Annotated in this window: 23 protein-coding genes; 4 read left to right on the top strand and 19 right to left on the bottom strand. The window is 39.2% G+C overall.

Translation table 11 applies throughout. The features are described from left to right. Positions 1 to 107: 107 nt before the first annotated feature. The 3 genes from E6139_RS21040 to E6139_RS21050 form a co-directional block, all read right to left on the bottom strand. Complete coding sequence (locus tag E6139_RS21040; protein ID WP_316405504.1) at positions 108 to 431, bottom strand: hypothetical protein; 324 nt, start codon at positions 429 to 431, stop codon at positions 108 to 110. Next, a complete protein-coding gene (locus E6139_RS21045; RefSeq protein ID WP_316405505.1) occupies positions 428 to 634 on the bottom strand; it encodes a helix-turn-helix transcriptional regulator in 207 nt (68 codons plus the stop codon). Before E6139_RS21045 ends, E6139_RS21040 begins: the two co-directional genes overlap by 4 nt. Before the next feature lie 370 nt (positions 635 to 1,004). Further along, positions 1,005 to 1,661: a hypothetical protein gene (locus E6139_RS21050; protein ID WP_316405506.1), complete on the bottom strand. Its 657-nt coding sequence runs from the start codon at positions 1,659 to 1,661 to the stop codon at positions 1,005 to 1,007. A gap of 1,129 nt (positions 1,662 to 2,790) precedes the next feature. Between E6139_RS21050 and E6139_RS21055 the strand changes: the two genes are divergently transcribed. Next, a complete protein-coding gene (locus tag E6139_RS21055; protein WP_316405507.1) occupies positions 2,791 to 3,129 on the top strand; it encodes a thioredoxin family protein in 339 nt (112 codons plus the stop codon). A gap of 26 nt (positions 3,130 to 3,155) precedes the next feature. On the opposite strand, the gene E6139_RS21060 is transcribed toward E6139_RS21055, so the two are convergent. Next, on the bottom strand, positions 3,156 to 3,794 hold the full coding sequence (locus E6139_RS21060; RefSeq protein WP_316405508.1) for a redox-sensing transcriptional repressor Rex: 639 nt from the start codon (positions 3,792 to 3,794) through the stop codon (positions 3,156 to 3,158). A 202-nt stretch (positions 3,795 to 3,996) separates the two neighbouring features. On the opposite strand from E6139_RS21060, the gene E6139_RS21065 reads away from it, so the two are divergent. Together E6139_RS21065 and E6139_RS21070 are read left to right on the top strand one after the other, a co-directional pair. Then, positions 3,997 to 5,916 (top strand): ABC-F family ATP-binding cassette domain-containing protein, encoded by a 1,920-nt coding sequence (locus E6139_RS21065; protein ID WP_316405509.1) that lies wholly within the window; start codon positions 3,997 to 3,999, stop codon positions 5,914 to 5,916. 67 nt (positions 5,917 to 5,983) lie between these two features. Then, a complete protein-coding gene (locus tag E6139_RS21070; RefSeq protein WP_316405510.1) occupies positions 5,984 to 6,646 on the top strand; it encodes a C39 family peptidase in 663 nt (220 codons plus the stop codon). Positions 6,647 to 6,881: 235 nt separating this feature from the next. Here the strand turns inward: E6139_RS21070 and E6139_RS21075 are convergent, their stop codons facing one another. The 9 genes from E6139_RS21075 to E6139_RS21115 all read right to left on the bottom strand — a co-directional run bounded on the left by E6139_RS21075 (position 6,882) and on the right by E6139_RS21115 (position 14,554). Then, positions 6,882 to 7,520 carry a bifunctional 4-hydroxy-2-oxoglutarate aldolase/2-dehydro-3-deoxy-phosphogluconate aldolase gene (locus E6139_RS21075; RefSeq protein ID WP_316405511.1) on the bottom strand — a complete coding sequence of 213 codons (639 nt, stop codon included), beginning with the start codon at positions 7,518 to 7,520 and terminating at the stop codon, positions 6,882 to 6,884. Between the two features lie 28 nt (positions 7,521 to 7,548). After that, positions 7,549 to 8,616, bottom strand: coding sequence for a mannonate dehydratase (gene uxuA / locus E6139_RS21080; protein WP_316405512.1), 1,068 nt, complete (start codon positions 8,614 to 8,616; stop codon positions 7,549 to 7,551). Between the two features lie 72 nt (positions 8,617 to 8,688). Beyond that, a complete protein-coding gene (locus E6139_RS21085) occupies positions 8,689 to 9,132 on the bottom strand; it encodes a PTS sugar transporter subunit IIA (RefSeq protein ID WP_316405513.1) in 444 nt (147 codons plus the stop codon). 17 nt (positions 9,133 to 9,149) lie between these two features. Continuing rightward, positions 9,150 to 10,022 (bottom strand): hypothetical protein, encoded by an 873-nt coding sequence (locus E6139_RS21090; protein ID WP_316405514.1) that lies wholly within the window; start codon positions 10,020 to 10,022, stop codon positions 9,150 to 9,152. A gap of 34 nt (positions 10,023 to 10,056) precedes the next feature. Beyond that, on the bottom strand, positions 10,057 to 10,563 hold the full coding sequence (locus tag E6139_RS21095; protein ID WP_316405515.1) for a PTS sugar transporter subunit IIB: 507 nt from the start codon (positions 10,561 to 10,563) through the stop codon (positions 10,057 to 10,059). Between the two features lie 22 nt (positions 10,564 to 10,585). Beyond that, on the bottom strand, positions 10,586 to 11,443 hold the full coding sequence (locus E6139_RS21100) for a PTS system mannose/fructose/sorbose family transporter subunit IID (RefSeq protein WP_316405516.1): 858 nt from the start codon (positions 11,441 to 11,443) through the stop codon (positions 10,586 to 10,588). 26 nt (positions 11,444 to 11,469) lie between these two features. Further along, the gene (locus tag E6139_RS21105) at positions 11,470 to 12,312 is read right to left on the bottom strand and encodes a PTS sugar transporter subunit IIC (RefSeq protein WP_316405517.1); all 843 of its coding nucleotides are present in this window, start codon (positions 12,310 to 12,312) and stop codon (positions 11,470 to 11,472) included. Positions 12,313 to 12,439: 127 nt separating this feature from the next. After that, positions 12,440 to 13,540, bottom strand: a complete 1,101-nt coding sequence (locus tag E6139_RS21110) for an iron-containing alcohol dehydrogenase family protein (RefSeq protein ID WP_316405518.1) — start codon at positions 13,538 to 13,540, stop codon at positions 12,440 to 12,442. A gap of 15 nt (positions 13,541 to 13,555) precedes the next feature. Then, positions 13,556 to 14,554: a D-isomer specific 2-hydroxyacid dehydrogenase family protein gene (locus tag E6139_RS21115; RefSeq protein WP_316405519.1), complete on the bottom strand. Its 999-nt coding sequence runs from the start codon at positions 14,552 to 14,554 to the stop codon at positions 13,556 to 13,558. Between the two features lie 293 nt (positions 14,555 to 14,847). Between E6139_RS21115 and E6139_RS21120 the strand changes: the two genes are divergently transcribed. Further along, the gene (locus tag E6139_RS21120) at positions 14,848 to 15,696 is read left to right on the top strand and encodes a MurR/RpiR family transcriptional regulator (protein ID WP_316405520.1); all 849 of its coding nucleotides are present in this window, start codon (positions 14,848 to 14,850) and stop codon (positions 15,694 to 15,696) included. Between the two features lie 276 nt (positions 15,697 to 15,972). Here the strand turns inward: E6139_RS21120 and trhA are convergent, their stop codons facing one another. The 6 genes from trhA to E6139_RS21150 form a co-directional block, all read right to left on the bottom strand. After that, complete coding sequence (gene trhA, locus E6139_RS21125) at positions 15,973 to 16,638, bottom strand: PAQR family membrane homeostasis protein TrhA (protein WP_316405521.1); 666 nt, start codon at positions 16,636 to 16,638, stop codon at positions 15,973 to 15,975. 212 nt (positions 16,639 to 16,850) lie between these two features. Further along, the gene (locus E6139_RS21130; RefSeq protein WP_316405522.1) at positions 16,851 to 17,789 is read right to left on the bottom strand and encodes a DUF4097 family beta strand repeat-containing protein; all 939 of its coding nucleotides are present in this window, start codon (positions 17,787 to 17,789) and stop codon (positions 16,851 to 16,853) included. Between the two features lie 71 nt (positions 17,790 to 17,860). Next, the gene (locus E6139_RS21135) at positions 17,861 to 18,526 is read right to left on the bottom strand and encodes a helix-turn-helix domain-containing protein (RefSeq protein WP_316405523.1); all 666 of its coding nucleotides are present in this window, start codon (positions 18,524 to 18,526) and stop codon (positions 17,861 to 17,863) included. A gap of 244 nt (positions 18,527 to 18,770) precedes the next feature. Next, a complete protein-coding gene (locus E6139_RS21140; RefSeq protein ID WP_316405524.1) occupies positions 18,771 to 19,802 on the bottom strand; it encodes a proline racemase family protein in 1,032 nt (343 codons plus the stop codon). Positions 19,803 to 19,965: 163 nt separating this feature from the next. Beyond that, on the bottom strand, positions 19,966 to 20,604 hold the full coding sequence (locus E6139_RS21145; RefSeq protein ID WP_316405525.1) for a membrane protein: 639 nt from the start codon (positions 20,602 to 20,604) through the stop codon (positions 19,966 to 19,968). After that, positions 20,597 to 22,492, bottom strand: a complete 1,896-nt coding sequence (locus E6139_RS21150; protein ID WP_316405526.1) for a BglG family transcription antiterminator — start codon at positions 22,490 to 22,492, stop codon at positions 20,597 to 20,599. The genes E6139_RS21145 and E6139_RS21150 overlap by 8 nt, the downstream gene beginning before the upstream one ends. Positions 22,493 to 22,527 lie beyond the last annotated feature (35 nt).

A 22,527-nucleotide genomic window follows, 5' to 3' on the forward strand; every position in this document is an offset into this window, starting at 1 on the left:
GATTGCCTCCTGGGTATGTTTTTAGTGGTTAAAAACATTGTACCGTAAAGAGGCGTTCATATGGCCTTTTTGCTTTTACACAATTATATGGACTTTATCAAAATTAATCAGATATTCTTATCAAAATATTTCAGACTAAAATATTCAACTGGATATCTAAACAATAAGATTATAAAGATTACTTGTAACACATCTACAAGTTCGACTTTAAAACTAAGATTATCGAAAATTTGAAATACTAGAGACAATAAACATGCTACTAAAGAAATAAAATTGAAATACCGCATCACTTTGTTCTTTGATTTTCTAACTATTTCTTTCCATCTTTCATCATTTTTATATTCCACTTTCTTTTTCTTTTCAAAAGAATCAGCTGCGATAAGAAAAAAGCCACCAATTAACACTAATACTATAGAAATGATTGATTTCACAGTTCATCACCCTCCATTTTAAACACGTCAGTAATTTCTACTTTAAAAACTTCAGCAATCTTGAATGCTAATTCTAAAGAAGGAGTATACTTATATTTTTCAATTGAGATTACAGCTTGTCTAGAAATCCCAACTTTCTCAGCTAAATCTGCTTGAGTCCAATCTCTCTCAGCTCTTAAAATCTTTAGTCTATTTCTTATCAAGAGTAATCACCTCATTCCTAAATGTAACCATATCGTTACATTTAGTCTAAATGAACATTCTCGAATTGTCAATAAAGCTCTAAAATTGCTTCAACAAAATATCGCATTTCTGATGATTCGGGTATAGAACTATCCACGTCTCAAATCTGAATCAATTTTAAATGGAATCCTACAGTTTTATCTTCTACCTAAAATGAAGAATTTGTCTGTTTAAAATATAGGAAAATTGGGTGCTGCTGGTGCAGTTGAATGGGTAAAAATTGGGTGGGATTTAGTTTAATGTTTTTAATAGTTTTTTGAGGTCGAAATTTTACCTCTCTTTACTCCCAATTTAGGGATAAAAAAAGGAAGCCATCTGGCTCCCTAAATTTTATTTCTTTGCTTGCTTAGTAGTTTTTTCAGTAATTGGTACTTTAGTTGCAAATTTCTTAGTTTCATTTTCGTCTTTAGTTTCAGCTACTTTCTTGTTCTCCCCTTTTTTGGTAACTGGCTTTTTTGGTTCTTCTCTATCTTTAACATCGATTACTTTTTTAATTACCGAATCGGGTACTGGTTCAATTTTTGGTTTTTCCGCTTTTGGCACAACTTTATTTCCGTTTTTATTTAAAAACTCGACCAAAATCTTTAAACCTGGTTCACATTCTTTCAGCTCATAACAAGCACGTTGATACTTTTCAAATACTTTCTTATCTGCCGTAGAAAAACCTTCCGCTGTTAAATTAACCATTTCTACATCCTTTAAATAAGCATCCGTCAGTTTTAAAATAGTATCTGCCTTGTTCACTGAATAAATCATTTGAGTTTTGCCATTCTTTTTAATGATACGGAAATATTCCTCTTTACCATTTTGAACTCTTGTAAAAATTCCACTCAAAACGCCTTTTCTTTCGGTTCCATCTGCTTTAACAAGTTGTCCTTTAAGGTTGTCAATCTTCAATAGTTCTTTCCATAGTTCACCGTGGCTACGCCCTTTTCCATCACTTAGAATCCCTCTTAATGCTGTTTTTACATCTGCTGTTGTTGACATATTATTTCATCCTCTCTTTTTTTAAAGCGCTATCATTTAACGTGTCTGTAGATTAACTCTGGTTGTTATCTTAAGCAAGTCATTGTATTAAAAAAGATTGTAATAATATGGTTTCAAGTAAATGTCAACTTTTTAATTGTTATTAAATTCAAGGAAATATCCACTCTAAATAGAAAAGTCCACTCCTTTTTCCACTCTACATAATTTTTATCTTTTAAATATCCACTCTTATCATATTTATCATAAGCCCACTAAGACCCTGTTTTAAAGGGTTCTCCGCATCCATCTATTTTAAAAATGTTCACTCTTTATCTCCACTCCTATACTCACTCTTACTTTCTTTAAAATAGGGCAATCTACTTAACCATCCTAAATTTTAAGAATATTCAAATTTTTACTCCCATCGCCTTTTTCAAAGACTACTCTTTTCCCAGAGCACCTATAACTGGATAACTAAATAAATGGATTATTTAACTTACTGAGCGTCTCCAATTTTTGAATTGGTTAAATGCATAACTGCTAATCGTACAAACCAGAAGAACCAATATAAAGCCAATTACATATAATGCCAACAAACATAATATAAAGCCTAGTTTATTGTCCACATTTTCATAATTGTGAATCATTACCTCTCTTCCTTTTTTTCCAATTAGAAGTTTTGAAATCATTAGTATCGGGTATGTCTTTCCTAATTTTTTAAAATAATGGAAGAAAGTACTTTTAAACGTCACACCTTTGTTCATATCATCAAACCATCCATAGTTATTTAATATTATAATACTCTTACTATTATCAACTATCCATATAAAACATAGTTTATTTTAAAAATTGACTTAACGATTGAAATAAACTTAAATAAACTTATCAAGAATATTCCCAATAAAAACTGATCCTAATACCAAAACACCTACAATAATTAATATTGCTTTTTTCTTAAGCTCATCTTCAGAAGATATTCGTCTTGGGATAGCTCATCGATCGGATAGACTAACTATTTCCATAATTAATTATTCCCTTTTAATTCAAGCTTTCCACACACAGAGTGAATTTTTTGGTCAAACAGAAAAATTGACAATATGCTCGTTTCTGATTATCTTACAGTTAGTAAGTAAATGAAAGGAATGAGACTATGGAACGTTTAACCGCTGTAAAAAAGGCGTTAACTGATCAACTTAATAATATTGTCTTCATTTCCTCTGAGACTTGCAGTATCTGTCACGTGGACGAACCCAAAGCAAGAAGTCTTGCTGAGGATTATGAAATCCCGTTTCATCATTTGGATATCATGCAGGAACCAGAATTAGCTGGCGTTTTTGAAGTTTTGACTGTGCCGGCAGTATTGATTTATCACGAAGGAAAAGAAATTGCACGTCAGGCACGTTTTATCGATTTTCGCTCTATGGAAAAACTCTTGCAGCAATTGCCAAAAGATGCGGAAACAACAGATTATCAATCTTTGTTCAAGTAAAAAAGACTGAGCGCTCGCTCAGTCTTTTATTTGTTATCATTATTATGATGCAAGAAGTAAATCAATGTTTGTAATTCGTTGGTCAAATCAACGCTTTGAATAATGACATCATCTGGCGCTGTTAAACGAGCGGCAGTAAAGTTCAGAATTCCCTTGATACCAGCGTCGGCTAATTGATCAACCACTTGCTGTGCTTGTTGAGCTGGTAAGGTTAAGATTGCGATCTCGATTTGCTGTAATTTGATTTGTTCAACCATATTGTCTAATGGATAAACGGGAATACCGTCTACAATGCGGCCGACGATATCTTCCTTGACATCAAAGGCACAGCTGACACGGATACTATTGCTTTGGTGGAACTTGAATTTCAACAAGGCACTCCCTAAATTACCGACACCGACTAGTGCTACATTGGTCAATTGATCGTCATTTAAGATTTTTCCGAAGAAATGCATCAAGTCTTCCACGTCATACCCATATCCACGCTTGCCTAACTCCCCAAAGTAAGAAAAGTCACGGCGAATCGTTGCGCTATCGACTTGGATGGCCTCACTTAGTTCTGTTGATGATACTTTGGTTTTTCCAGCATTATTTAAAATACGTAAATACCGATAGTATAACGGCAATCGTTTAACAGTCGCTTTTGGAATTGAATGTTCTTTCACAATAACTCTCCTTTATCAAAAAATTTCGTAATTGTTGACTACTGCACTATAATAGCAAGAATCTTAGTGAAATTGCAACGCACTTGCTCGAAAATTTGTGAAAAAATCACGATTAATTGAAATGACCTCTTCCAATCGCAACGACCTCGAAAATATGTTAGACTAAATCCATTCGGAAAAATAAATTTAAGGAAGATATCCAATGATTTTATTACAAGCAAACCAAATTGCTCGCTATTTTGGTGCCGACACACTGTTTGAAAACATTCATCTAGAAGTCGCCAGCAAAGCACGGATCGGCTTAGTCGGACGAAATGGTGCAGGCAAATCTACTCTTTTAAAAATTATCGCCAATATCGAAGCGCCTGATGCGGGTCAAGTGATTAAAAATAAACAGGCTTCCTTGGGTTATCTGGCTCAAGATACTGGTCTAGATTCAACTGAGACCATCTGGAATGAAATGCTGAAGGCCTTCGAAAAAGTTCGTCAAATGGAAGCCCGGATGCGGGAAGTTGAAGTCGCGATCGGTGAAACTCCAGAAAGTAATAGTCGCTACGCTTCTTTGTTGAAGGAATATGATCAGCTGCAGCATGATTTCAATGACCAAAATGGCTATGGCTATGAAAATGAAATTCGCAGCGTCCTGCATGGATTTAAGTTTGACGAAAGCTTCTATGACAAAGAGATCAGTACCTTGTCAGGCGGACAAAAAACGCGTCTGGCCTTAGCGCGGATGCTGTTGATAAAGCCTGATATCTTGATCCTCGATGAACCAACCAACCATTTAGATATCGAAACACTAGCTTGGCTGGAAGACTATCTACAGGGCTATCCTGGTGCTCTTTTGATCGTCTCTCATGACCGTTATTTCTTAGATCGTGTCGTCAGTGAAATCTATGAAATTTCTCGCCATAAGATCCGTCATTATACTGGAAACTACTCTCGTTATTTGGATTTGAAAGCCGCACAGCTTGCCAGCGATTGGAAAGCTTATGAAAAACAACAGGTTGAGATCGAAAAATTAGAGGATTTCGTCGCCCGCAATTTGGTCCGAGCTTCAACGACTAAGCGCGCCCAGAGCCGGCGAAAAGCTTTAGAAAAAATGGATCGCCTTGATCGACCAGACGGCAAAGAAAAATCAGCGAAGTTTATGTTTGATATCGATAAGGTTTCTGGAAACGTTGTTCTACAAGTAGAAGAAGCTGCCATCGGTTATGAAGAAACATTATCAGAACCGATAGATATGGATATTCGACGGGAAGATGCCATCGCGCTCGTTGGACCAAACGGAATCGGCAAGTCCACCCTGTTGAAATCGTTGATCGGCCAAATTCCTTTTATTAAAGGAAAAGCGCATTTTGGGACGAATGTTACGATCGGTTACTATGACCAAGGCCAGGCGGATCTACATGGGAACAAGACAATTCTAGCCGAACTTTGGGACGAACATCCTACAACTCCGGAAAAAGATATCCGAAATGTTTTAGGCGGATTTCTTTTTAGTGGTGAAGATGTTGAAAAGACCATTCCTTTACTCAGTGGTGGCGAAAAAGCGCGTGTAGCATTAGCGAAGCTTTCTATGAACAAGGAAAACTTTTTGATTCTTGATGAACCAACCAACCACTTGGATATCGACAACAAAGAAGTTTTGGAAAATGCTTTGATTGATTATCAAGGAACGCTGCTGTTTGTTTCCCATGACCGCTATTTCATTAATCGAATCGCGAATAAAGTCATCGAGTTGTCTCCCGAGGGCAGCAAATTATACCTTGGTGATTATGATTATTATTTGGAAAAGAAAAAAGAAGAAGAAGAGATCGCAGAATTACAGGCAAAAGAAGCAACTCCTGTTGAGGCGCCGAAAAAGAAATTCTATCAGGACAAAGAACAACAGAAATTAATTCGTAGTTTACGTCGCAAGATCGAAACAATTGAAGAAAATCTTTCTACTTTGGATGAAAAAATCGACGAACTGGAAACACAAATGAGTCAACCAGATATTTTAAATGACCATGTTCAGCTATTAGAGTTAACCAATGAACTAGAAGCCAAAAAGGCCGAGCAGGAAGAACAACTTTCTAGTTGGGAAGAGCTCAGCTTAGAACTAGAAGAATTCGAATAACTTACAACTTTTGACCGATGACACCTCACTCTTTTTTCGTTTTAATAATAGAGTGGAGGTGTTTTTTATGCGACGAAAAATTCGTCCCTTTTCAATTTTTATTGGAAGTATTTTAGTGATCGTCAGTTTAGGGATTCTCTCTTCTCGATTTTTCCATTTTGATAATCAAGTCAATAGTCAACAAGACTTTTCTGCCGATGCCAACCAATATCTGCAAGAGCACGGACAAGATTTTTCATTATTAATTCAGACAGACTCGCGTTGGGCTGATCAAGCCTATGGTAGCGGCTCTGCTCAAAATAATTTAGCTACTAACGGCTGTGCCATCACTTCTTTAGCAATGATTCTTTCCTATCAGGAAAAACGAACCGTTTATCCTACAGAAATCTTACAATGGAGCGGCGATCATTATTATGAAGCCGGACAAGGAACAGCTTGGTCGATCTTTCCTGCTTTTGCTCAGAATTACGGCTTAAAAATGGAAGACCTCGGTAAAGACCAAATGAAAATCCAAGAACATATAAATCAAAACCAGCCAATTGTTATCTCGGTCAATCCAGGGGAATTTACCGATGTTGGGCATATCATGGTAATCAAAAAAGACCTGCAAAGCGATCAAATCATCGTTTACGATCCTAATGACAATCCAGATAAGGAACACTACATGCAAAAATACTCCCTTGACCATCTCATGCCCCAGCTCGCTAATGCATGGGCATACACAAAATAAAGCTGACGCATATGCGCCAGCTTTATTTCTGGGGGTTCCTGCTTTCACAGGGGAAAAAGAATTATTTTTAGGGTTAAGTTCATCTTACGCTAAACATTTGAAAAAGCTATGAGCATTTTAAACAAAAATAAGAAAAAAATGTGGCTTAATTATGAAGAGTTACTCGCTCCAACTTTTATACAGAAAAAACATTCATGGGTTCCCGATTGCAGGAAAGACTCATGAATGTTTTTTTCTAATTTATTTGCTGAACCAGCGAGTGAAGAATCTGGTTCATTTTTTTGCCATTATCTTCTTTGATAACTTTTTCTGATAAGATAAACGAACCGCCAACCCCAATGACATGAGGATTGTCCAAATACTCGACAAAATTCTCTTGGTTGATTCCACCAGTTGGTAGGAATTTTACGTCATAAAAAGGACCACTAAGCGCATTGATAGCTTTTAAGCCGCCATAAATATCTGCGGGAAAAAACTTCACGACATTGATTCCATATTCGGTTGCGGATTGAATGTCTCTAGGTGTCGCAGTTCCAGGAAAAACCGGAATATCCTGCTCTAAACAATATTCGATCACCTCAGGAACAATTGCAGGGGAAACGACAAACTGCGCGCCGTTTTCAATAGCAATCTTTGCTTCTGCAAGTGTTCGTACCGTCCCTGCGCCAACCATCAGCTTACCAGATGCTGCTAATTGCTTGATGGCTTCACCGGCAAATTCACTACGGAAAGTTACTTCGATCAAAGGGACATTATTATCTAATAGAATCTCTTCTACTTTCGGTAAATAGCTCAAATCTGTCGCTGTATAAAGCGGTAAAAGCTTTGTTTGGATCAATTGTTGATATATTTTATGCTCCATGTTTACTGGCATGCTATTCTTCTCACTTTCTATGCGAATTCTAGTCTTTGCGTTTAGTAATCGCTTCGTGCAGTCCTTGCATATAAGTGATCCCCATCGCCCGATCATATAGACCATAACCCGGTCTGGCTACTTCACCCCACAACGTCCGACCATGATCTGGGCGGATTACGCCGTCAAATCCGACTTCCACCAAAGCTTCCATGATCGCATACATGTCAAGAGACCCTTCCGTAGATAGATGCGCAGTTTCTTTAAACTTGCGGTAACCTAGAAACTCAACATTCCGGAAATGAACAAAGTTGATACGATCACCAATGGCATGAACGATTTCTACCATATCATTGTCTGGATCAGCACCTAGAGCTCCTGTGCACAGAGTCACACCGTTATACGGAGAATCAACCATACTGATAATGCGTTGTAAATCGGCTAAATTTTTGGTGATCCGAGGGAAGCCAAAGATTTCCCAAGGTGGATCATCCGGATGAATCCCCATCCTCACATCCGCCTCTTCACAAACCGGAATAATTCGTTCAAGGAAGTATTTTAGGTTATCAAATAAAACCTCTTCCGTTACTCCCTCATACATTTCAACTAACGAATTGAATTTGTTTAGCCGTTCTTCTTCCCAGCCAGATAGTTGAAAACCTTTTGACTGACTGCTGATTAATTTATACATATCGCCGGGTTCCATGTTATCTACAACCGCTTGGTCGTACAACAACGCCAAACTGCCATCTTCATTTTCGTAATTCAAAGTAGTTTTGGCCCAACCAAAAATTGGCTTAAAGCTGTAGCAGATCAAATGAACCCCACATTCAGAAAGATTCCTAATGGTTTGGATATAGTTGTTAATGTAGTGATCACGTTCGTTTGTTCCAGCTTTGATCGCATCGTGAATCGCAACACTTTCAATTCCTAGTAATTCCAATTCTTCTTTTTCAATGGATTCTTTTAATTCGCGTATCTCTGAAACTTCCCAAACATCGCCTGGCATTTTGTTCAGCAATGTACCGACTACGCCATTAATACCGGGAATTTGTCTTACATGATTTAAAGGAATGGAGTCGCCTTTCTCTCCATACCATCTAAAGCCCCACTTCATTTATTCTAGTCTCCTATTCCTAATTAAGTGTTTTTTTCTACATTAAACCTTGAGTACGATTTTGCTAAACGTTTAAAAGTCGTCTTCATCGTCCTCTTCGGCTACTTCCGATACATGCCAAACGTCAAGGCTATCTGCGCCTTGCGCCAATACGGCTGGCGCAATTTCTTCAACCGAGGTATTCAAGATTTGATGGTTGATCGTTTCCAGCAGCATCGGCAAGTTCACTCCGCCGATCACATAAACTTTTTCCTGAAGTTCTGAAGCCAAGCCATTGGTGATTAAGACGGACTGATTATAGGGACTTGCACTGACTAAGTCTGTTAATACGATGACCCCAGCATCCTTATTTACTTCTTTGATCGCAGCTTCGATCGTTGCTCCTAATTCTTGAACATCATCTCCAGGATTAAGATTGACTGTAGCGATGTTATTGGTTGTGCCTACGATTACTTCCGCGGCATCTTTCAAGCCATCACTTAACTTCCCGTGTGTGGCAATTACGATTCCTAACATATGACCCTCCATTTCTCTCACTGAAACAAGCTCGTGACAGCGACAATATTTTCCATGTTCAATTGCTTTTCTTTTAAATCGGTTGGATTCAAATAGAAAGCATCCTTTGTTTGATCTTTTCTTGCACTAAAGAGATAACTCACCTTTTGATCAGATGCTAGATAGTCTAGCTTTTCAGCTACTTCGCTATTGTTTGGAGATTTCCCGACCAAATGTAACGGAGCGGAAGCCCCAACACTATCTAAATAATAGATTTCGCAATGCCCATTGACTTGCCTTTGCAGTTCTTCTAGACCTTTATTGCCATAACTGCCCTCATCTAAAAAGGCATAAGCAATCTTCTTTTGTTTGTTTTCCGCGATCATTTTCAGCATTGCTAGTATTGATGATGTATTGCGGACGAGCGTTTTTCGATTAGACAAGCCTTTCGTGATTTTCCCCAGCAGGATAAAATAGCCTGCATAAATCGCGATGATTACGAAAGTACTCAGCGAGTACAATTGAAATGAACTTGGTGAAAACCGCATATAAATCAAGGTCCCAATAACACCCAAAAGAATTGCGATGATCGTGCTAGCCAAAATGAAGGTAGTCGTCTTTTTCGCTTGATCCTTTCGATCGAACAGCTGATAGGAACCAAAACTTTCAGGAGGAGTATCATAGAAGGTGCAAATCACGCGATCAGCTTGCTTGACATTGCCAACGTAGACATTGCGTGAAGCATATTTCTTTTGTTGATCGTATTCGATGACTTGAATATCTTCCCGCATTTTCGCTATATCTGTCACCAAGGCTGTTAGAAACCGCTTCTTGCTTTTTTCTGTTCGCCGCAGCCGATAAACGTATTGATAACGGAATAGCCAATCTTTGAATGCTTCTGTTTGCTCCATCTCTTCTCTCTCCTGTCCTTCGATTCAACGATTGTTACAGATCAAATTGCTTTAAGACATCTTTTAGGCTTGATTTTGGTGCTGATGGTGTGGCTTGGAAATAGATATCTTCGACCCCATAATTGTCATGCATATCCTTCAAACGTTCAGCGTCCTCTTTGTTTAAGTAAACAGATTTCGTTACCAAAATATCTTTATCAGGGTCTTTTTGCGCGATCCCACCGATATTCAACTCTTTCATTGGTACCCCGTGTTTGACTAGGTCATAGATAACACTCACCGTTTTTGTAATCAAGATACAGTTATACTCTTTGAAATTGAACTCATCCCAATAAAATTTCGCCTTTTCCGGAGTAATCACGATCGTTTTCTGACCGGTACGACTCCCAGCATTTTTGTATAGATCACGCATGAACTTATCCTTTGCGACCACCTCATCTACGACAAAAATTGAGTTAACTCCGCTTTTTTGTGATAAAGTCATCATTACTTGTCCGTGGATCAACCGTTCATCCACTCGAGCTAAATTAATTACGCCCATGATTTACACTTCCTTTTCATCATTATAAGATTCCGACTCCGGCTAAAACAATTAAGATTAAAGTCAGCCACAGCAATGCTTGGGTTACTTTCAGGCCTTTCTTCGTATAGAACCAATAAACGCCCATAACGACTGCTAGCGGTAAAATACCTGGTACGATCTGATCAAGAATTTCTTGAATGACGAACTTCCGTCCCGAGATCGCAAACTTCAGTGTCGATTCAACTTTTACATAATTTCCTGCAAGAATGCCCATCATAAACAGCCCCAGTACCGAGAGTGCTTCGATTGCTGTCTGAACACCGGTACTTTGCATCAATCCAGTTGCATTTCGTCCCATTGTGAAGGATTGTCTCGCAAAGAAGACACCTAACGCCGCTTGATAAATTGCGAAGAAAACAAACGGGAATAAGGCTCCTAAGGCACTTCCTTGTTGCGCCCATGGTACGGCAATCGCAATAAAGATATATTGCACGGTTCCCGAGTCAATGGCATCCCCGATCCCAGCGAGTGCTCCCATCAAGCCGGCCTTCGTGTTATACATTAAATCATCTTGCATCAAGATTTCTTTTTTCTCGTATTCTTCTTGTGCGCGTTGCTGCTCCATGGATGACATCAAACCAGTGATAACACCGCCGCCCCAGCTTAACTGTGTGTTGAAAAATAGTAACTGACGTTTATAGGCTGCCTTTAAGGCATCATCATCTTTATATAATTTCTTCAAGATTGGCATCATCGCATAGAGTAGTGATGGTGCCAAATAACGTTCAAAGGAATGAGGTATTTCATTCGCAAAGTGCCATCTCAGATACGCTTTTGTGACATCCTTACTAGTAATTTCTTCAGGTGCCATATTTTTATTTGTTCGTTCTTCCGCCATGTTTTTTTCCCTCCTATTTCTATTCATTAAAATCCGTCATCATAATCATCGTCGTCATCAAAGGTTGCGCCAGAGCTAGGCGATGCAGACTCCGCTGCTGGTGCTGCTCCTTTTCCTTTTTGTGACTGTACAAAGATCAAGGCAATCAAAATTCCAAAAATCGCATAAGTAACCATTGTGATTTCTAGAGATTTCAATACCACACTCATGAAATAAGCAAGGAAGAAAAAGACCATGTAATCTTTACGTCCAATGACATATACTGTCGTCGCAATCCCGATCGCAGCCAATCCGCCGCCGACTACTTCAAGAATATGGATCACTACTGTTCCTTCAAGCGCATTGATAACATCTGCAATAACTGGAGCACCTAAATAAAGTGCGATAAATACTAAAGGTACAAATAATACGAACGAGGCGATGGTCGGATAAAGAATAATCGAGCGTTTGATCGCGCTTGCATTCAAATCTTCAACCGCTTTGTCTGTATATTTACCTAAAAATGTGTTGATAAAGAACCGGAATTGATATAAGTAACTTCCTAATAGTCCAACGGGTACAGCGACTGCGATCGCCGCTTCTGGTTTCAAGTTTCCTAATAAAGCTACCGGAACCGCAATCGCTGCTGCGATGGATGGTTCAGCTGGCATTGACCCGCCTGGTGAGAAAACCCCCATATAAATCATTTGTAAAGCAGCAGTAACGATCATTGCTTGCGCAACATCGCCCATAACAAGTCCAACGACTAATCCTGTCATTAAAGGCGAGAAACGCAAGGTCAGGGTTGCCCCTCCTCCTAGCCACCTCGACATTACCGCAGCGACCCATAAAGCAATCAATAGACTTTGCATTACACTTAAAGTATCCATAAGCTCCTCCTTATTCTCATCTTCATGCCGTAGATTATTCCACTAGTAGTGTGAGCTTTAAATAACTACGACATATTTCTGGTATTTCTATGATAGTAAAATTGCCGAAAAAGAAACTGACATCCTTTTAACGATTATTAATATAGTCCTCTAGTTCAAAAATCGATTCTTTCAATAATTTTACCGTGATCGGTATCGGCAACAGATGAACCTTTTCTTTCGAATCGACAAAATTTACAATTTGATCAATCGCTGTCTCATCTGGAGTTATTTTCATCTGTTTTAACGACATTGGCAGACACAGCTCTTGATAAAACGGCAGCAGGGCCTCAATTTGATCCCATTTCTTTTCGACAGCCAGCTGATAGAAGATCCCATAGGCAACCTTCTCTCCATGTAAGAAATCATGACTTTCAGGAATGTATTTGCTCATTCCGTCATGCATCGCGTGGGCGATCGCATTTCTAGCGTACTTGTCGCCTAACCCTCCGACTAAACCTGCTACTGCAAAAACGATTTCTGATAGGTGGATAAACTCTTCTGTGACTTCGCCGGCTTCCATATCTTTAATCGCCTTCACTGAATCCTTCAAAATAGCGTCCTTGCAAAGGGTGGAAGTATAGCCCGCCAACTGTAAAAAAGGTTCATTTTTTAAATGCTCTTGCTGTAATATGGCATCTGACTCATACCATTTCGCGATCGTGTCAGCGAGTCCAGCAACAAAGTAATTTACAGGTGCATCAATCACTAATTTTGGATCGGTAATGAAAAAGCTAGCCTGCCGCAGGAAGTGTTCACTTTTACCTTCTGATTCACCGCTTTCCTTGTACATCACCGAAAGAGGTGTCCAGGGTGCACAATTACTGGCGAGCGTTGGGATTACTCCGAAATTCACATTTAACGTATGGGAGGCATACCCAACTAGATCGGTCAATTTCCCGCCGCCAACGCCAATGATGAAATCGATCTTCTTTTCCTTCACAACTTCTGCGATTCTGTCAGCTCCGTAATAGCTGCACTCACCTGTGTATTGCAGAAAATCGAAGCTATAGGCTGAGTGCTCTAGAAAGCTTAGAAAGGGTTTTGCCTTTTCAAAGGAAATCTGACCATGAACAATCAAAACATGTTTTGCTGAAAACTCTTGTAACAGTTCTGGCACAAAATCGATCGCACCAACATGATACCGATAAAATTGAGGTCCTACTTTTACCTTCAAATCTGTTAACATTTTTTGCACCCCTAACTAGCTGACAGCTTTGCTTTGCGCCTGAACAGATCGTTCAGGAATCCTTCCAGCTACGACATCCTCCACATCTCGCAGGCATTTTGCGCCCATCTCTTGTAAGCATTCCATTGTATAGGCCGAAGTATGAGGAGTCATGACTACATTACTAAAGGCAAGATACGGATGATCTTTGCGTCCTGGCTCTTCTTCTAAGACGTCTGTCGCTACTCCCGCAATTTTTCCGGATTTTAAAGCGCTGACAATTGCTTCCTCATCTAGTAAGGCACCACGAGCACTGTTGGAAAGATAGACATTGTCCTTCATTTGCGCGATTTCTTCAGTGGAAATCATATGATAGTTCTCTTCATTTAAACTGGCACAAAGGCAAATGATGTCTGATTCCTGCAATAGTTGGGAAAGTTCAACTTTTTTGGCCCCGTAGCTTTCAATATGCAAAGCTGACTTGTAAGGATCATAAGCTAAAACGTTGCAGCGAAAACCATTTCGCAGTGTTTCGACGACACAGCTGCCAGTATTTCCAACACCAATCACACCGACAGTTTTATTGAATAAAGTCCGACCAACAAAATTGGCACGATCTTCCCAGCTGTCATTTTTTACACTCAAATCAGCTTCAACGGTTTTTCTTAAAAGCGCTAACAGATTTGTGATGTTGTTTTCTGCGACCGCATCCCGCTCAACCAAAGCTGGAATGATCGAAACGAGCGTATCGTGTTCACGTGCGGCCTCAATATCAATATTGTTGTAACCAATCCCGTGTCTGGTAATCAAAATAAGTTCATCCTTATGATCAAAAAATTCCTGAGTAAAAAATGGCGTGACACTTGCAATAATGATATTGTAGCCATGTAAATTTTCCGCTAATTCGCGACCACCGATTTCTCCATCAAAGATAAATGATTGAACCTCACCGATTTTTTCAAGTCGTTCCAACTGATCATGGAATATTTTGCCGAAACTACTTGAATTTACGATCGCTATTTTGTATTTTCCCATCTTTAAAGCTCCTTCTAATCATGTTCTGTAGTACTGACATAGTGACTTCTTTTCCTTAATGAACTGATTTAGCTTCTCTTTCATCCATCTCCTTTTCATTCAGAACACCTATACGTCATGCTTCATAAGAATTGATTCAGAAACCGGTTTATGATAACGCATTCAACCTTATGCCTTTATTATACAAAAAAATATTTTTTTGTAAATAGAAAAAATAAAAAATATTTTTGTTGATTTTTATTTTGTTTCCTAGTATCTTATGGTTAAAGAATAATCTAGGAAGGAGGGATACCATGTCTAGCCCTATTCACTTACAGATCAAATCGATGTATAAAGATTTTAGTCAGAAGGAACAAGCCATTGCCGATTACATTTTAGAAAATCCCAGCAAGGTAAGTCACAGTTCTATTAGTGATCTTGCTGCTGAATTGGGTATCGCTGACTCAACTTTTTTTCAATTCACAAAAAAGTTAGGCTTCAATGGATTCAAGGATTTTAAGCTGGCGCTGCTGAAGCAGGAAAATGATTTGACAGCTGTTACGATTCACGAGAATGTTCAAAAGGACGATTCTGAATTGGTGATGGCTCAAAAAGTTTTCAATTCAAATATGACAACTTTAACTGACACAAAAAAACTGTTGAAGGAAGAAGATTTGAAAAAAGCAGTAAAAATGATCTCTGATTCTCGCAGACTCTATTTCTTCGGCGTCGGTGGTTCAGAAATCGTGGCCACTGACGCTTACCATAAGTTTTTACGCTCTCCTATTCCTGTAGGTCATAGTACGGATTATCATATTCAATTAATGGAAGCCACCTTGCTTACTGAAGAGGATTGCGCCATGTTCATCTCTCACTCAGGTAAGTCGAAGGAAACAATCCAGATCGCTGAAGTAGCCAAAAAGAATGGCGCGAAGGTAATCGTGGTGACTAGTCAAATCAATTCACCTTTAGCCAAATTAGGTGATGTTGTGTTTATTTCAATCTCTGAGGAAATTGAGTTCCGCTCTGAGGCTTTGGCTTCAAGGATCGCTCAATTAAGTATCATCGATTCGCTCTATGTGATTCTGATGTTCAATCACCGCAAACATGCTCAAGAAACGATTTCCAAAGTTCGAGAAGTCATTTTGAGCATTAAAGAATAGACCGCAGAAGAAGCCTCTCTTCAATTAGTCAGTTACAGACTAATTGAAGAGAGGCTTCTTTATTTTGTTGGCTGAACTAAACCTTTTGATTGTTTGATAGCTAACTGATCTATTAATAGTAATGGGAATTATCGCAATATAAGCTCCCTGTCCTGAATAATCAGAAGCTGAATCTAATTAATGGAAGTCGCTTAAATGTTCAGATATCGACTTGATAGCCTTGCAGTCGAGGTCGCGCACGCTTTAAAAATAGTAGTATCTATTCATATAACTATCCTACAACACATATTGAAAAATCATATAGTAATGGCTTGCCGCACCCGCTAAGACGAACAGGTGAAACAGCTCGTGATTGCCAAATGCCAGAAGATGGAATTGACATTTTTTTGAGGCATAAACAAAAGCTCCGATCGAATACAAGATTCCACTGATAAACAGCCAAGCGATTGCCGTGACTGGCAAATTTTGTGCTAGTGGATTAATCAGAAAAACAATCCCCCATCCCATGATTAAATAGATTATCGCACTGAACCATTTTGATTCTTTGAACCAAATTACTTTACCGATAATCCCCACGAGTGCCAACGACCAGATCAAGATCAGACTGATCCACCCTAGCAAGCCTTTTAAACAAAGCAGACAGATAGGCGTATAACTTCCGGCAATCAGGCAAAAGACCATCGAATGATCAATCTTTTGCAGAATTCGGTGAACCTTCGGCGAAATATAAAAAATATGAAAAATTGTCGATGCCGAAAATAATAAAATCAAGCTTGCACCATAAATACAAAACGAAACTAATTTGATTGGCGCACTATCTTGTCTGACCGATAATAAAATCAACAGAACTGTCCCGCCAATCGACAGCAATGCTCCCCACAAATGCAACAGCCCGCTGGTTACACTTTCTGCATCACAATACAGTTGCTTTTTTTCCATCATCAAATTCCTCCATTTCTACACGTTCTCTGTTTTGTTAGTGGCTCTGTTCCAGACTGATATGAACTGCTCCCAAACATGGTCGCAACGTGTGTATCTAGCCTTTGCTCGCATTGTTTTTTAGCGAACTCATCAGACTACCGTTCACTCCGCCGCAATGAATAAAATCACCATAAATAATTGAACCGTTCATTCAATAAAACAGTTAAAAAAATTTACTTCACTGTGATGTCACCATTTCTTGTCTCAATGGTGACTCGAGGAGTAGATAACTTCGCTTTTTTCGTCCTTCCTTCCCAGCGATTATCTACCTTACCTTCTTTTGTTTTTACATCAAGCTGAGGTGTCTGTGAGTCTGGTAAAGACACAGTGACAGCGCCATTTTTAGAGAATACAGACAGATCATCCGCTAAATGATTTACTCCAAGATTGAGACTTCCATCGCCGCTAGCTGTAAATTCGCCTGCGCCAGAAAAATCCGTTACAGTTAAATTACCGCTTTTTGTTTCGTATTCTACCTGTCCTTTGAGCTCATCCAAGGTTGCTTTTGAACTTGTCGTATGGAGTATGAGCCGCTTCACTTTAGACTTGTGCAATTTTATTTCTCCGCTAGTGCTTTTGATCCGAAGCGTTCCTTTACTGGTTAATGAACGACTAGAAATCAAGCCGCTGGTCGTGATCAGCTTAATCGTATCTGCTATTAGATCATCTCCATAAATTTTTCCGCTCGTCGTGTCCAAAGTGATACTGGACATCGATTTATTTGAAAGGTGAGTTTCAACTTTGCCGCTAGTTGAATGAATTCGCAGCTCATCAGAGTAGTTTTTAGGTAATGATAAAACCATTTTGCTTTTAAAATCTGTTCCTATCGGCCTTCTACCTTCTTGGATCGACAAGGTGTCACCATTCTTTGAAACCTTCGAATAATACTTACGCTTGTCTTTGCTTAAATATTCCTCTAAAACAACCTTTTTACTGCTTGAGTTTTTGATTAGCAGATCATCCGCGTCATAATCCAAAACAATTTTTGAGACTGCACCGATTTCAACCGTCTGCGTGTTGACAAGCTCCGCCTCTTTATCAGAACCACAAGCCATTAAGCTGCTCAGTATTCCTCCCACCATTAAATAAAATAATTTTCGCTGTACTTTCATCCTTTCACCCCTTCTGTTAATTGAACCATTCATTCAATTGAATGCTTTAAGAAAAACAGAGCCCTGCTCTGTTAAGCTTGATATGCATGCAATAGTAAATCTAAACAAATGTCCTTTGCCTGCTGCATTGAGATTGCGCGATCTTTTTCAAAAGCATCATACTTGATATGCATTCCCCACCAAGCAATACTTTCAACAACAGCTCGAGTCGTATAAAAAAGATTATCTACTTCCCGAAACTCGTCCTTCTCAATAAATAGCTTAATGTACTGCTGAACCTGACTAAAGTAACGCTTCCGATAGTCACGGTAATAGAAGCTTAAATCTCGCAAATCTGCTTCATTATGTTCGATGATCAAACAGCTGACTGAGTATTTTGAGACAATATCAAACGCGTCAGAGAGCATTTCCGCTAGTGAATAATCTTCGGCATTGTCTTTTAAATGGCTATCGAAATTTTCTTGGTTCTTTTCAAAGGTTTCCATGATCTCATCATCCAAATTGTCAAAAACACTAGAATCAATGGGGAAATGTAGCTCTCGTTCAAAAAATCCCGGATCAATCGTCCCCTTCAAAATAAAACTAAGGATATCTTTTTTTCCGCTGAAATACTGATAGATCATCCCTGTTGATAGTCCGATTTCCTTAGCAATATCGCGGATTTGTGTCCGTGCAAAGCCCTTGTTGATAAACAATTGACTCGCTGCGTCATAGATTAGTTCCAAACGATTTTCCAAAAAAACTCGCCTCCAATCATTAATTGAACCGTTCGTTCAATTTTAGTGTACTTGATTTTTTCTGCTTCGTCAAAGGAAATTGTGATTATTTTGTTTATAGATTCTAAAAAGGAAGGTTTTATGACCTGAGTCAACGGTCTCAATTGCTCGAGACAGGAAATATCAGCAAGTCTATTATGAAATAATTTAAGCAATGAAAAAGCTCTATGGAATTTTTCTTTTCTATAGAGCTTTTTGCTGATTATTATAGCTGGAAGCCATATTTCAACCGATCGTCTGGATCAATTAAATATGTTGCGTAACCAGTGATATTGGAGCTGCCAGTGATCTGGGGAATAACCGCTGAATACTCACCAATCTTCGTTTCTTCTAAAAGTTCTCCGATGAAGCGGCTGCCAATAATACTTTCATTGATGAAGGGTTCATTTAGGGTTAATTCACCTCGGGCATGCATCGCTGCCATTATCACACTGGTTCCTGCTCCACAGGGTGAGCGGTCTGCTTGATGGTTGCCGAACACGACAACGTTTCGATTATTGATTTCTGCTGAATTTATTTTTTCGTAGAACTCGCAAGTCACTACTTTATTGATAGCCAGCTCTGGATGCTGAATCTCTACTTCTTGATTGATTTTATCCAGCATTTTTATGCCGATATCTGTGATTTCAGCAAGGTTTTCTTTGGTTATCTTCAAGTCTAGCTGGGCACTATCGATCAAGGCCATAAAATTTCCGCCGAAGGCAATATCATAGACTATCTCCTGATCCTCGACCTGAACAAGAAGATTTTCTTTGTATAAGAATGATGGGACATTGATGATGCTGACTTCTTTGGCTTTACCGTGCTCAACTTTGACCTTAGTTTTAATCAAACCTGCTGGCGCATCGATATTCACATAAGTATAGGGTTCAGAGATTTCGACCAGTCCTGCTTCCACTACTGCTGTGGCTGACCCCATCGAGCCGTGACCACACATCGGCATGTAGCCGGAACCGTCCATAAAAATGGCGCCAATATCTGCCTCTGGATTTACTGGCTCTGTCCATAATGCCCCGAACATGTCCTTATGACCTCGCGGCTCATTCATTAGAGCACTGCGATAATGGTCAAAATATTCAGCGACATAATCCATTTTTTCCAGCATCGTCTCCCCTTTTGGTTCAGGAAACCCATCAATCACGATTCGGGTAAATTCGCCTTGTGTATGGGTATCGATCGCCTTAATGCTTGCTTCAAAGTGATTCTTGTTAAGCTTCACCTGCTTGTTTCTAGCCATCAAAATTATCCTCCTTCGTGTGTTAATGAGAAACTATGTACAACACAGTCACAAAAGAACCTTTTCTTACTCAATTATAGGTTAAATCCTGTCATTTGACGATTCTTGCTTCAACAAAAAAAAAGAGAATGCAGGATACTAAATGCATTCTCTGAAGAATAATTTATTCCTCTGTCATTTTCTTTCTTTTTCCTCTGTATCGAAATTTCTTCCAGTTTTCACGTCTAGAGACAGCAAGAAAAAATTGGATCATTGGTCCTAATAAAAAAATGGCGAAAAAGGTCCCTAAGCCAAAGGAGCTTCCAAGTAAAACACCGATAACAACAATCATAAAGTCCAACAAGATTCTGCCTTTTTGCAGAGATAGATGTAAAAGATCGCAGACACAAAACATCATTCCCTCCAAAGGACCTGATCCCAATCCACCTGTTAAATAGATAGCTGTTCCTAATGCCATCGTGCAAAAACCTGCCAGACAGATAAGAGGATTGTTCCCGAGAGAGTCGACAGCTTGAATCACCGGCGCTGTCCGACTGATCGTTTCCCCTACTAAAAATGTATTAATGATACTACCAATTCCCAACATACTGCGCTTATAAATAAGGGTAACCAGCAGAAACAGCACACTGATCAGTTGACTCCAGCGACCAAACGGCAGCGCGGAATGGTTCATTAATCCCAAGATCAGGGTACTGACTGAATCGAATCCTTGATCTGCGACCACGATCAATTCGATCCCGATTCCCATTAAAATCGTGCCCACAATCACCAAAGATAAGCGACATAAAAGGCTTTTACTCATCTGCATCAACCATCGTTTTCAATCGCAAAATGAATTCATCAAAATCCTCACTCATGCTTAATTGTTTGGTATTGATGGGTTCTGAGACGATCTCGATAAACTTTTCGAAAAACTCATTAAAGTCATTTGCTTCATCCTTATTGATCGCAATATAGGCGACCAAATTGATTGGATGATCCGCCCATATTAATGATTCCTGCAAGGTCATGATGGCAACGCCACTTTTTATGGCCTCTAATTCGACTGAATGAGGCACGGCGATGCCCGAAGGAAAGCTCGTCGGAGACATGCGCTCACGCTTTTCTACCCGGTGTGAAAAGTTCTCATCGACAAAGCCAGTTTGCACCATCCGTTGATTCAATTGTTTACGGATTTCCCTCGGCCTTAAGCCAGCCGGGTCAATCTGATTAAAATAGAGTTCAGGCAAAATAAATTTTTCAATCGCCTGATACATTTTTCGCTTTTCACGCTGTGACTTCAAGGAATCGATCCGCTTCTCTATTTTTTTGACATCTTTGCTGGTTAAAAATGGATGGATGAAGACAGAGCCAGCATAATCTGACGCCGTCTCGCGATCAGTCGTCAACAGCAAGTCATAGTCATTCGTTGCTGTTTTCCATTTTTCTGTCACTACAATATCAATACTCTCACCGAAATGCTCTTCAATTTGTTTACTTAGATTGCTGCCAATATCATGATAGTCATTCACGATCAGCCGGATAGTCACCTGATCTCGGAAGTGCTTCTGCGTTTCAAGGAAAGCTCCGATATGTAAAGCAATGAAGGAAATCTCATCGTCATTAAACCAAATATCCAAACGATCTTGGATCAAAGAAGAAATATAAACCGCCAAATCATAAATCAATGGATAGGCTGTTTTCAAATCTAGCAAACTGCTGTTACGCGTGAACGTTTCATAATGAGAACGGTAGTAAAGACTTTGCAAATGGATTGCCAGCTTATTGAAAAACTCTTCATCATGCAATTCGACTAGATAGGTTCGTTCTACTTCGGCTAAAACATCCTTCAATGCAGTGATGATCGTTGGATCAACAAAGCTGGAAAGCTGTTGACTGTCCTGATTGGTCAAGGTTTCATTCTGCATTCCGATAAATAATAAGGATAACTGCTCCAGCTCAGCATGCGAAAAATGAATATCATATTGCTGGGCTAATTTATCACTGATTTCTCCAGCAATCAAAAATTCGGAATTACTCTGCAGCTGGTTATTGTTCAAACTTTTTTTCAAGCTGTGGCCCTGACGTATCCGTTCGATACTGATAGCAAAATGCAGGACGATATTGTTCAATGAGTATTGATTGATCTGAATCGTGTGCTCTGCCAAAACTTCTTGAATCGTCTGCTGCAATTTTTCCAGCGAGATATAGCCGATCATTTGCTGAATGCTGACCTTTAGTTTTTCTTGAACATCACTTTCATTATAAAGAAGTGAAATAAGATAGCGCCGTTTTGCCCGCTCTGGCCCTGTCAGTTTGATATAATCCTGATAAAAAACAATCTGAATTGCATCGTTGGTGATTTCTTTTTTTAATTGCTGAATGTCGTTTTTCAATGTGGATTCGGAAATGAAGAGCATCTCCGCCAGGTCAAAAAAGTCAACTCCGTAAGAGGAATGCTTCAATAGTTCTAAAAAGATCCGCGATTTCCGATCCTCCGTTCCATCCGTAGGTAAATTTGCATGTGGATTCAGCTGGTAACCTAAATGACTGGTTAAAATAAGTTCTGGATTATTTTGGTTGATCTTGGCGACGCGATTACGAATCGTCCGTGTCGTGCACAGGCTATATTCAGCTAATTCGTCAGAAGTTATCCAACGATCCTTCTTATCTAAATAGGCAATCAACTCTTTTTCCTTTTTAGTCAGCATTTTTGCACCTCCATTCAAAGAAAAGTTGACCACGA

It is taken from the genome of Enterococcus sp., from assembly GCF_032555305.1.
Classification (GTDB): Bacteria; Bacillota; Bacilli; order Lactobacillales; family Enterococcaceae; genus Enterococcus_A.

Bases quoted from the DNA above. Each gene is read 5' to 3' on its own strand.
- E6139_RS21140 (WP_316405524.1), bottom strand. From the start codon at position 19,802: ATGGCTAGAAACAAGCAGGTGAAGCTTAACAAGAATCACTTTGAAGCA.
- E6139_RS21130 (WP_316405522.1), bottom strand. From the start codon at position 17,789: ATGAAAGTACAGCGAAAATTATTTTATTTAATGGTGGGAGGAATACTG.
- E6139_RS21100 (WP_316405516.1), bottom strand. From the start codon at position 11,443: ATGGCGGAAGAACGAACAAATAAAAATATGGCACCTGAAGAAATTACT.
- E6139_RS21085 (WP_316405513.1), bottom strand. From the start codon at position 9,132: ATGTTAGGAATCGTAATTGCCACACACGGGAAGTTAAGTGATGGCTTG.
- E6139_RS21075 (WP_316405511.1), bottom strand. From the start codon at position 7,520: ATGCCAGTAAACATGGAGCATAAAATATATCAACAATTGATCCAAACA.
- E6139_RS21145 (WP_316405525.1), bottom strand. From the start codon at position 20,604: ATGAGTAAAAGCCTTTTATGTCGCTTATCTTTGGTGATTGTGGGCACG.
- E6139_RS21120 (WP_316405520.1), top strand. From the start codon at position 14,848: ATGTCTAGCCCTATTCACTTACAGATCAAATCGATGTATAAAGATTTT.
- trhA (WP_316405521.1), bottom strand. From the start codon at position 16,638: ATGATGGAAAAAAAGCAACTGTATTGTGATGCAGAAAGTGTAACCAGC.
- E6139_RS21070 (WP_316405510.1), top strand. From the start codon at position 5,984: ATGCGACGAAAAATTCGTCCCTTTTCAATTTTTATTGGAAGTATTTTA.
- uxuA (WP_316405512.1), bottom strand. From the start codon at position 8,616: ATGAAGTGGGGCTTTAGATGGTATGGAGAGAAAGGCGACTCCATTCCT.
- E6139_RS21050 (WP_316405506.1), bottom strand. From the start codon at position 1,661: ATGTCAACAACAGCAGATGTAAAAACAGCATTAAGAGGGATTCTAAGT.
- E6139_RS21110 (WP_316405518.1), bottom strand. From the start codon at position 13,540: ATGTTAACAGATTTGAAGGTAAAAGTAGGACCTCAATTTTATCGGTAT.
- E6139_RS21065 (WP_316405509.1), top strand. From the start codon at position 3,997: ATGATTTTATTACAAGCAAACCAAATTGCTCGCTATTTTGGTGCCGAC.
- E6139_RS21150 (WP_316405526.1), bottom strand. From the start codon at position 22,492: ATGCTGACTAAAAAGGAAAAAGAGTTGATTGCCTATTTAGATAAGAAG.
- E6139_RS21105 (WP_316405517.1), bottom strand. From the start codon at position 12,312: ATGGATACTTTAAGTGTAATGCAAAGTCTATTGATTGCTTTATGGGTC.
- E6139_RS21115 (WP_316405519.1), bottom strand. From the start codon at position 14,554: ATGGGAAAATACAAAATAGCGATCGTAAATTCAAGTAGTTTCGGCAAA.
- E6139_RS21090 (WP_316405514.1), bottom strand. From the start codon at position 10,022: ATGGAGCAAACAGAAGCATTCAAAGATTGGCTATTCCGTTATCAATAC.
- E6139_RS21095 (WP_316405515.1), bottom strand. From the start codon at position 10,563: ATGGGCGTAATTAATTTAGCTCGAGTGGATGAACGGTTGATCCACGGA.
- E6139_RS21055 (WP_316405507.1), top strand. From the start codon at position 2,791: ATGGAACGTTTAACCGCTGTAAAAAAGGCGTTAACTGATCAACTTAAT.